Annotated in this window: 4 protein-coding genes and 1 pseudogene; all 5 read left to right on the top strand. The window is 73.1% G+C overall.

Annotation, left to right across the window (positions count from 1 at the left end; genetic code table 11):
* The coding region (locus tag ADK64_RS17595; RefSeq protein ID WP_199829640.1) for an alpha-glucosidase C-terminal domain-containing protein at window positions 1–249 on the top strand (249 nt) is incomplete at its 5' end.
* A 28-nt stretch (window positions 250–277) separates the two neighbouring features.
* Window positions 278–1,642 carry a maltokinase N-terminal cap-like domain-containing protein gene (locus ADK64_RS17590; RefSeq protein WP_053659977.1) on the top strand — a complete coding sequence of 455 codons (1,365 nt, stop codon included), beginning with the start codon at window positions 278–280 and terminating at the stop codon, window positions 1,640–1,642.
* 4 nt (window positions 1,643–1,646) lie between these two features.
* Window positions 1,647–3,927 (top strand): annotated as a pseudogene (gene glgB / locus ADK64_RS17585) (1,4-alpha-glucan branching enzyme).
* A 92-nt stretch (window positions 3,928–4,019) separates the two neighbouring features.
* Window positions 4,020–5,108 carry a glutamate--cysteine ligase gene (locus ADK64_RS17580; protein WP_053659974.1) on the top strand — a complete coding sequence of 363 codons (1,089 nt, stop codon included), beginning with the start codon at window positions 4,020–4,022 and terminating at the stop codon, window positions 5,106–5,108.
* Between the two features lie 174 nt (window positions 5,109–5,282).
* On the top strand, window positions 5,283–7,181 hold the full coding sequence (locus ADK64_RS17575; protein ID WP_053659972.1) for an AMP-dependent synthetase/ligase: 1,899 nt from the start codon (window positions 5,283–5,285) through the stop codon (window positions 7,179–7,181).
* Window positions 7,182–7,309: the final 128 nt, after the last annotated feature.

The raw sequence follows: 7,309 nt of genomic DNA, 5'->3' as shown, positions 1-7,309 counted from the left end.
AACCCGGCGGTGCTCGCCTTCCTCCGCGAGTACGAGGACGACCTCGTCCTGTGCGTCCACAACTTCTCCCGCTTCGCCCAGCCGACCGAACTCGACCTGCGGACCTACGACGGCCGCCATCCGGTCGAGCTGATCGGCGGGGTGCGCTTTCCCGCCATCGGTGAACTGCCGTACTTGCTGACCCTGCAGGGGCACGGCTTCTACTGGTTCCGGCTCACTCGAGTCGCATCCCGCATCGGCCGCCGCTGACCGCCCGGCGCCGAGGAAAGGACGCGTCATGCCGAAGACCATCACCGTCCGGCCGAGAACCGCCGTCGGCCCCGACGGCCCCCTGGCCTCGCTGGGCGGGCTGCTGCGCGAGTGGCTGCCGAGGCAGCGCTGGTTCGCGGGCAAGGACCGGCCCGTCACCGATCTGTCGGTGCTGTCCGTGACCGAGCTGGTCCCGGGGTGTCTGCACCTGCTCGTGCACGCCTCGCACGCGCCGCTGCCCACGCCCGGCGGCACCTCCCCGCCCGGCGACTGCTACCAGCTGCTGCTCGGTCTGCGCGAGCACCTCGCCCCGCGTCTGGAGCGGGCGTACATCGGACGGGCCGAGCACGGCCCGTTCGCCGGGCTCGCGGTCTACGACGCGCTGCACGACCCGCGCTCGGCGCATCTGCTGCTGGAGCGGCTGCGGCACCCCGGCACGCTGGGCCCGCTGCGGTTCGAGGCCGACCCGGCCGCCCTGGTGCCCGGCGGGCTGCCGCCGCGCCTGCTGGACGCGGAGCAGTCCAACTCGTCGATCGTGTACGGCGACGCGTACATCCTGAAGGTCTTCCGGCGGATCCAGCCGGGCGTCAACCCGGACCTGGAGGTGTCGGCCGCGCTCGCCGCGCAGGGGTGCACCCGGGTGCCGGCGCCGGTGGCCTGGTTCGGGACGAGCGAGCCGCAGCCGGCCACGCTCGGGGTGCTCCAGCCGTTCCTGCCGGACGCGACCGACGGCTGGACGCTGGCGCTGCGCGCGCTCGGCGCGGGCGACGACTTCACCGCCGAGGCCTGGGAACTCGGCCGGGCCATGGCCGAGGTGCACCTGGCGCTGGCCGAGGCGTTCGGATCGGCCGGGCCGGGCGAGAACGGCCGTACGGCGCAGGCGATGGGCGCGCGGCTGGACGCGGCCGCGCACGCCGTACCGGGGCTGCGGCCCTATGTGCCGGGTTTGCGGGCCGCGTTCGGGGCGCTCGCCACGTGCGACACCGGGCCGCCCGCCCAGCGCGTGCACGGCGATCTGCACCTCGGGCAGGTGCTGCGGGCCGGCCGCGACTGGTTCGTCATCGACTTCGAGGGCGAGCCGTCCCGGCCGCTCGCCGAACGGCAGGCCCCGCAGTCCCCGGTGCGGGACGTGGCGGGGATGCTGCGCTCCTTCGACTACGCGGCCCGGCAGCGCCGCCCCTGGCGACCCGAATGGGCGCGCCGCTGCCGGGAGGCGTTCTGCGCGGGCTACGCGGCCCGCGCGGGCTGGGATCCACGCAAGAAGCACGCGCTGTTGCGCGCGCACGAGACGGACAGGGCGGTCTACGAGGTGCTGTACGAAGCAAGACACCGGCCGGACTGGCTGCCGGTTCCGATGGCGGCGATCAAACGACTCGCCGTGTGGGGAGGCTGACGTCATGGCCCTGCGCGACACCTCACTGCCCGAGACCGCCGGCCCCGCTGCGGTGCGGGCCGTCCCTCCCCCGGACCGCGTCCGGGGGGACCTCCATCTCGCCCCGCTCGACCCGGCCGAGCGCGGCCGGCTGCTCGGTGGCGCCCACCACGATCCGCACGCCCTGCTGGGCGCCCACCCGGTGCCGGGCGGCACCCTGTTCCGGACGCTGCGCCCGAACGCCCGCGCGGTGAGCGTCCTGGCCGACGGCACGCGCCACCCGCTCGTGTCGGAGGGTGACGGTCTCTTCGCGGCGGTGCTGCCCTGCCCGCAGGTCCCGGCGTCGTACACGCTGCTGGTGGCCTACGACGACACCGAGCAGGAGGTGCACGATCCGTACCGTTTCCTGCCGGCGCTGGGCGAGCTGGACCTGCATCTGATCCGGGAGGGCCGGCACGAGCAGCTGTGGCAGGCGCTCGGTGCGGAGCCGATGACGCACCAGGGGGTGGCCGGCACCCGGTTCGCGGTGTGGGCGCCGAACGCCCGGGGGGTACGGGTGGCCGGGGACTTCACCTACTGGGACGGCACCCAGTACCCGATGCGCTCGCTCGGCGCGTCCGGGGTGTGGGAGCTGTTCGTGCCGGGGATCGGCGAGGGCGCGCGCTACAAGTTCGAGATCACCTCACGGCACGGCCACCGGTTCCTCAAGGCCGACCCGATGGCGCGGCGCACGGAGGTGCCGCCGGACACGGCGTCGGTCGTCGCGGTGTCCCGCCACGAGTGGGACGACGCGGAGTGGATGGCGCACCGGGGTGACACCCCCGTGCACCAGGCGCCGTTCTCCGTGTACGAGGTCCATCTGCCGTCCTGGCGGCCGGGATTGACGTATCGCCAGTTGGCCGATGAACTCCCCGCGTACGTCGTGGAGTTGGGCTTCACGCACGTGGAGCTGATGCCGGTCGCCGGCCACCCCTTCAGCGGGTCCTGGGGATATCAGGTCACCTCGTACTACGCGCCGACGCCCCGGCTCGGCTCGCCGGACGACTTCAAGTACCTGGTGGACGCGCTGCACCGGGCCGGTATCGGCGTGATCATGGACTGGGTACCGGCGCACTTCCCGAAGGACGACTGGGCGCTGGCCCGGTTCGACGGGAAGCCGCTGTACGAGCCCGGGGACTGGCGGCGGGCCGAGCATCCGGACTGGGGGACGTACGAGTTCGACTTCGGCCGCACCGAGGTGCGCAACTTCCTCGTCGCCAACGCGGTGTACTGGTGCCAGGAGTTCCACATCGACGGGCTACGCGTGGACGCCGTCGCCTCGATGCTCTATCTCGACTACTCGCGGGACTCCGGGCAGTGGCAGCCGAACGCCTACGGCGGGCGGGAGGACCTGGACGCGGTGGCCTTCCTGCAGGAGATGAACGCCACGGTCTACCGGCGCTGCCCGGGCGTGGTGACGATCGCCGAGGAGTCCACCGCCTGGGACGGCGTGACCCGGCCGACGGACAGCGGCGGGCTCGGCTTCGGGCTGAAGTGGAACATGGGCTGGATGCACGACTCGCTGGAGTACGTGCAGAAGGAGCCGGTGCACCGTGTCTACCACCACCACGAGATGACCTTCTCGATGGTGTACGCGTACAGCGAGAACTACGTCCTGCCGATCTCGCACGACGAGGTGGTGCACGGCAAGCAGGCGCTGGTGTCGAAGATGCCGGGCGACTGGTGGCAGCGGCGCGCCAACCACCGGCTGGTGGCAGCGGCGCGCCAACCACCGGGCCTACCTCGGCTTCATGTGGGCCCATCCGGGCAAGCAACTCCTCTTCATGGGGCAGGAGTTCGCGCAGGGAGCGGAGTGGTCCGAGGCGCACGGCCCCGAGTGGTGGCTGCTCGGTGACGACTACCACTCGGCCGGCGACCACCGGGGCGTGCGGGATCTCGTGCGGGACCTGAACGTCCGGTACCGGGCGACGCCGGCGCTGTGGCAGCGGGACACCGATCCGGGCGGTTTCCAGTGGGTGCTGTGTGACGCGGCGGACGACAACGTATTCGCGTTCCTTCGCTTCGACGCCGAGGGCTCCGCTCTGCTGGCGGTCTCGAACTTCTCCCCCGTGGTCCGCTCCGACTACCGCCTGTGGGTTCCGGATCCCTTCCCTGCCTGGCAGGAGGCGCTGAACACGGACGACACGCGCTACGGCGGCAGCGGTGTCGGTGCCGGGGCTCCGGGGGCCCGCCTCACCCCGGAGGGCGGGTTCCTGCGGCTCACCCTGCCGCCGCTCGCCACTGTCTGGTTGACGCCTGTGCGCTGAACCCGAAGGTGTCGGCGGACCGCCGAGGGGACAGTCAGGGTCGTACAGACTTTCGTCTGCCCCTCGCGGTCTGAACAGAAGGGCGGCCCCACGTGCGCACTGTCGGTGTGGAGGAGGAACTCCTTCTGGTCGATCCGGACAGCGGTGAGCCGAAGGCACTGGCGGCCGCCCTCCTCACCCGGGCCGTCCAGGACGATCCCGGGCAGGACCTGTTCCAGTCGGAGCTGTTCGGGCAGATGCTGGAACTCGCCACACGTCCGCACACGGACATGGCGGACCTCGGCGCCGAGATCGTGCGCTCCCGCAAGGAAGCGGCCCGGCTCGCCGGCGAGGTCGGCGGCGCGGTCGCCGCGCTGGCCACCTGCCCGCTGCCGGTCACCCCCGCGCTCACGGAGGCCGAGCGCTACCGGTGGATGGCCGGGCAGTACGGGATCGCCACCCAGGACCAGCTCGTGTGCGGCTGTCACGCGCATGTGGCGGTGGAGTCCGACGAGGAGGGAGTCGCCGTCCTCGACCGGCTGCGGCCGTGGCTGCCGGTGCTGTGCGCGCTCAGCGCCAACTCACCGTACTGGCAGGGCCGGGACACCGGTTACGTCAGCTTCCGCAGCCGGTTGTGGGGGCGCTGTCCGTCGGCGGGGCCGACCGAGCTGTTCGGCTCGCCCGGGCGCTACCACGAGCAGGTGACGGACATGCTGGCCAGCGGGGTCATCCTGGACGCGGGGATGGTGTACTTCGACGCACGTCTGTCGGTGAAGTACCCGACGGTGGAGATACGGGTGGCGGACGTGTGTCTGCGTGCGGAGACCACGGTTCTCGTCGCCACGCTGGCGCGTGCCCTGGTGGAGACGGCCGCGCGGGACTGGCGGGCGGGCCGGCCGCCGGCCGGCCACAGCGTGAGCCTGCTCCGGCTGGCCGCCTGGCACGCCGCCCGCTCCGGCCTGGACCAGGAGCTGCTCGACCCCGTGACGATGCGGCCCAGGCCGGCGCCCGAGGTGGTGCGCGCGCTGCTGGAGCACACCGAGCAGGCGCTCGCCGACAGCGGGGACGCGCCCCTGGTCGAGGAGGCCCTCGGCGAGTTGCTGCGCCGGGGTACGGGGGCGCGCGAGCAGCGCGGGGTGCTGGAGCGCACCGGCAGTCTGCAGGAGGTCGTCACCGAGTGCGTGCGGCACACCCAGAGCTGAGCGGTCCGGCGCCGGTTCAGGACGCTTCGCGGCAAGAAGAGACACGGCCGGGTCATGGGCCGATCACGACTTCCCCGTTCCCCGCCCCGAACGCGCTCACCTCGGCTACATTCGAGCACCGCCGACCACAGAGCCGATCGGCGGTGTGACCCTCCGTGCATCCAGGAGCAGCGCATGCCCGACGTCGCTTCCGCTCCCGCCGCAACCCGGCCGCTCACCGGCGGCCTCGCCGACAGCGTCTTCGAGATCGCGGAACGCAGCCCCGCGCTGCCGCTCCTCGCCCACCGCGCCGCCTCCGCCGCCGGCGGCTGGCAGGAGCTGACGGCGGCCGAACTGCGCGACGCGGTGGTCGACCTGGCCAAGGGGCTGGTCGCCGCCGGGATCTCGCCCGGCCACCGGGTGGCCGTGATGGCCCGCACCCGCTACGAGTGGACCGTCCTCGCCCATGCGCTGTGGTCCGTGGGCGCGGAGGTGGTGCCGGTCCATCCGTCCTCCTCGCGCGACCAGGTCGAGTGGATCCTGCGGGACGCCGGCTGTGTGGCCGTGGTCGTGGAGGACGAGCAGGGCGCCATGACCGTCGGCACGGTGTGCGCCGGATTGCCGCGGCTGCGCCACGTCTGGCAGCTGGACGCGGGCGCGCTGACCGACCTCGCCCGGCGGGGCACGGTGGTGCCGTACACCACCGTGGAGTCGCTGCGCCGGATCGTGCTGCCGGACGCCACGGCGGCCGTCGTCTACACCTCCGGCACCTCCGGCCGTCCCCAGGGCTGCGCGCTGAGCCACCGCGGTCTCGCCTACCCCTGCGACACCCTGCTGGCCGGCTGGGCGCACACCGCGGCGCCCCCGGGTGAGCAGCCGTCGGTGCTGGCCTTCCTGCCGTTCTCCCATGTGTACGGCATGATGATCATGATCACGTGTGTCCGCGGCGGGGCGCTGATGGCGCACGAGCCGGAGCTGTCCGAGGCCGCGCTGGCGTCGGCGCTCGGCACGTTCCGACCGACGTATCTGTACGGCGTGCCGTCGGTGTTCGAGAAGCTCTACAAGAACTTCCTGCGGACGGCCGAACAGACGGGCCGCGGCGCCCTGTTCGAGCGGGCGGCGCAGACCGCGCGGGACTTCGCCGTGGCCGAGGAGCGCCGGCGGCTGGGCACCGGGCCGGGCCCCGGGTTCGATCTGCGGCTGCAACACGCCCTGTACGAGCGGACGGTGTACCGCAGACTGCGCGCGGCGCTCGGCGGCCGGGTGGTGCGCGGCACCTCCGGCGGCTCCTCGCTCAGCCGCGAACTGACCCTGTTCTACGAGGGGATCGGCGTCCTCGTCAACGACGGCTACGGACTCACCGAGTGCTCCGGCGGGATCACCATGCAGCCGCTCGGCCGGGCGAAGTCAGGGACCGTGGGCCGCCCGCTGCCCGGCACGGACGTCCTGGTGGCCGACGACGGGGAGATCCTGGTGCGCGGTCCGTCGGTGTTCCAGGGCTACGTCGGCGACGAGGCGGCGACCCGGGCCGCGCTGCGCGGCGGCTGGCTGGCCACCGGGGACATCGGGCGGCTGGACTGCGAGGGCTATCTGACGATCACGGGACGCAAGAAGGACATCATCGTCACCAGCGGCGGCAAGAGCGTCGCCCCCGCCCCGCTGGAGCAGCGGCTGCGTATGCACCCGCTGGTCCACCAGGCCGTCGTGCTCGGCGACGACCGGCCCTGCGTCGGCGCCCTGATCACGCTGGACCCGGAGTTCCTCGCGCACTGGCGGGGCACCCTGGCGCTGCCGGGCGACACCCCCGGCCGGGAGAGCCGCGAGGAGAACGCGCTGCGGGAGGAGATCGCGCGGGCCGTGGCCTCCGCCAACAGTGCCGTCTCGCGTGCGGAGTCCATCCGGGTCCACCGCGTCCTGCCGGAGCCGTTCGCCGCGACGGGCGGTCTGCTCACACCGTCGATGAAACTGCGCCGGGACGCCGTCGTGCGCCACTACGCCGCCGAGATCGACGCGATGTACCAGGCGCGGTCCCGGACCGGCCGGGGGGTACGGGAGCCGGCGGACTGGGACGAGCCGGACGACGTGTTCCGCTGAACGGACCCCCGGGTTCCGCTGGGCGGACACGGCCGGACCCGGCATCGGCGGCCGGTCATCGGGTATCCGTGCGACAACCGCTCGTGCGGCCGCCGGCGGGTGCATGCTGGTGGCCACGCGTTCGTCTG

It is taken from the genome of Streptomyces sp. MMG1121 (assembly GCF_001280015.1).
Classification (GTDB): domain Bacteria; phylum Actinomycetota; class Actinomycetes; order Streptomycetales; family Streptomycetaceae; genus Streptomyces.
Note: the sequence above shows the minus strand (reverse complement) of the source record. Positions and strands in the feature narration are given on the sequence as shown.

What these genes read in the sequence shown, in the direction of transcription:
- ADK64_RS17590 (WP_053659977.1), top strand. Translation starts at nt 278, where the DNA reads ATGCCGAAGACCATCACCGTCCGGCCGAGAACCGCCGTCGGCCCCGAC.
- ADK64_RS17575 (WP_053659972.1), top strand. Translation starts at nt 5,283, where the DNA reads ATGCCCGACGTCGCTTCCGCTCCCGCCGCAACCCGGCCGCTCACCGGC.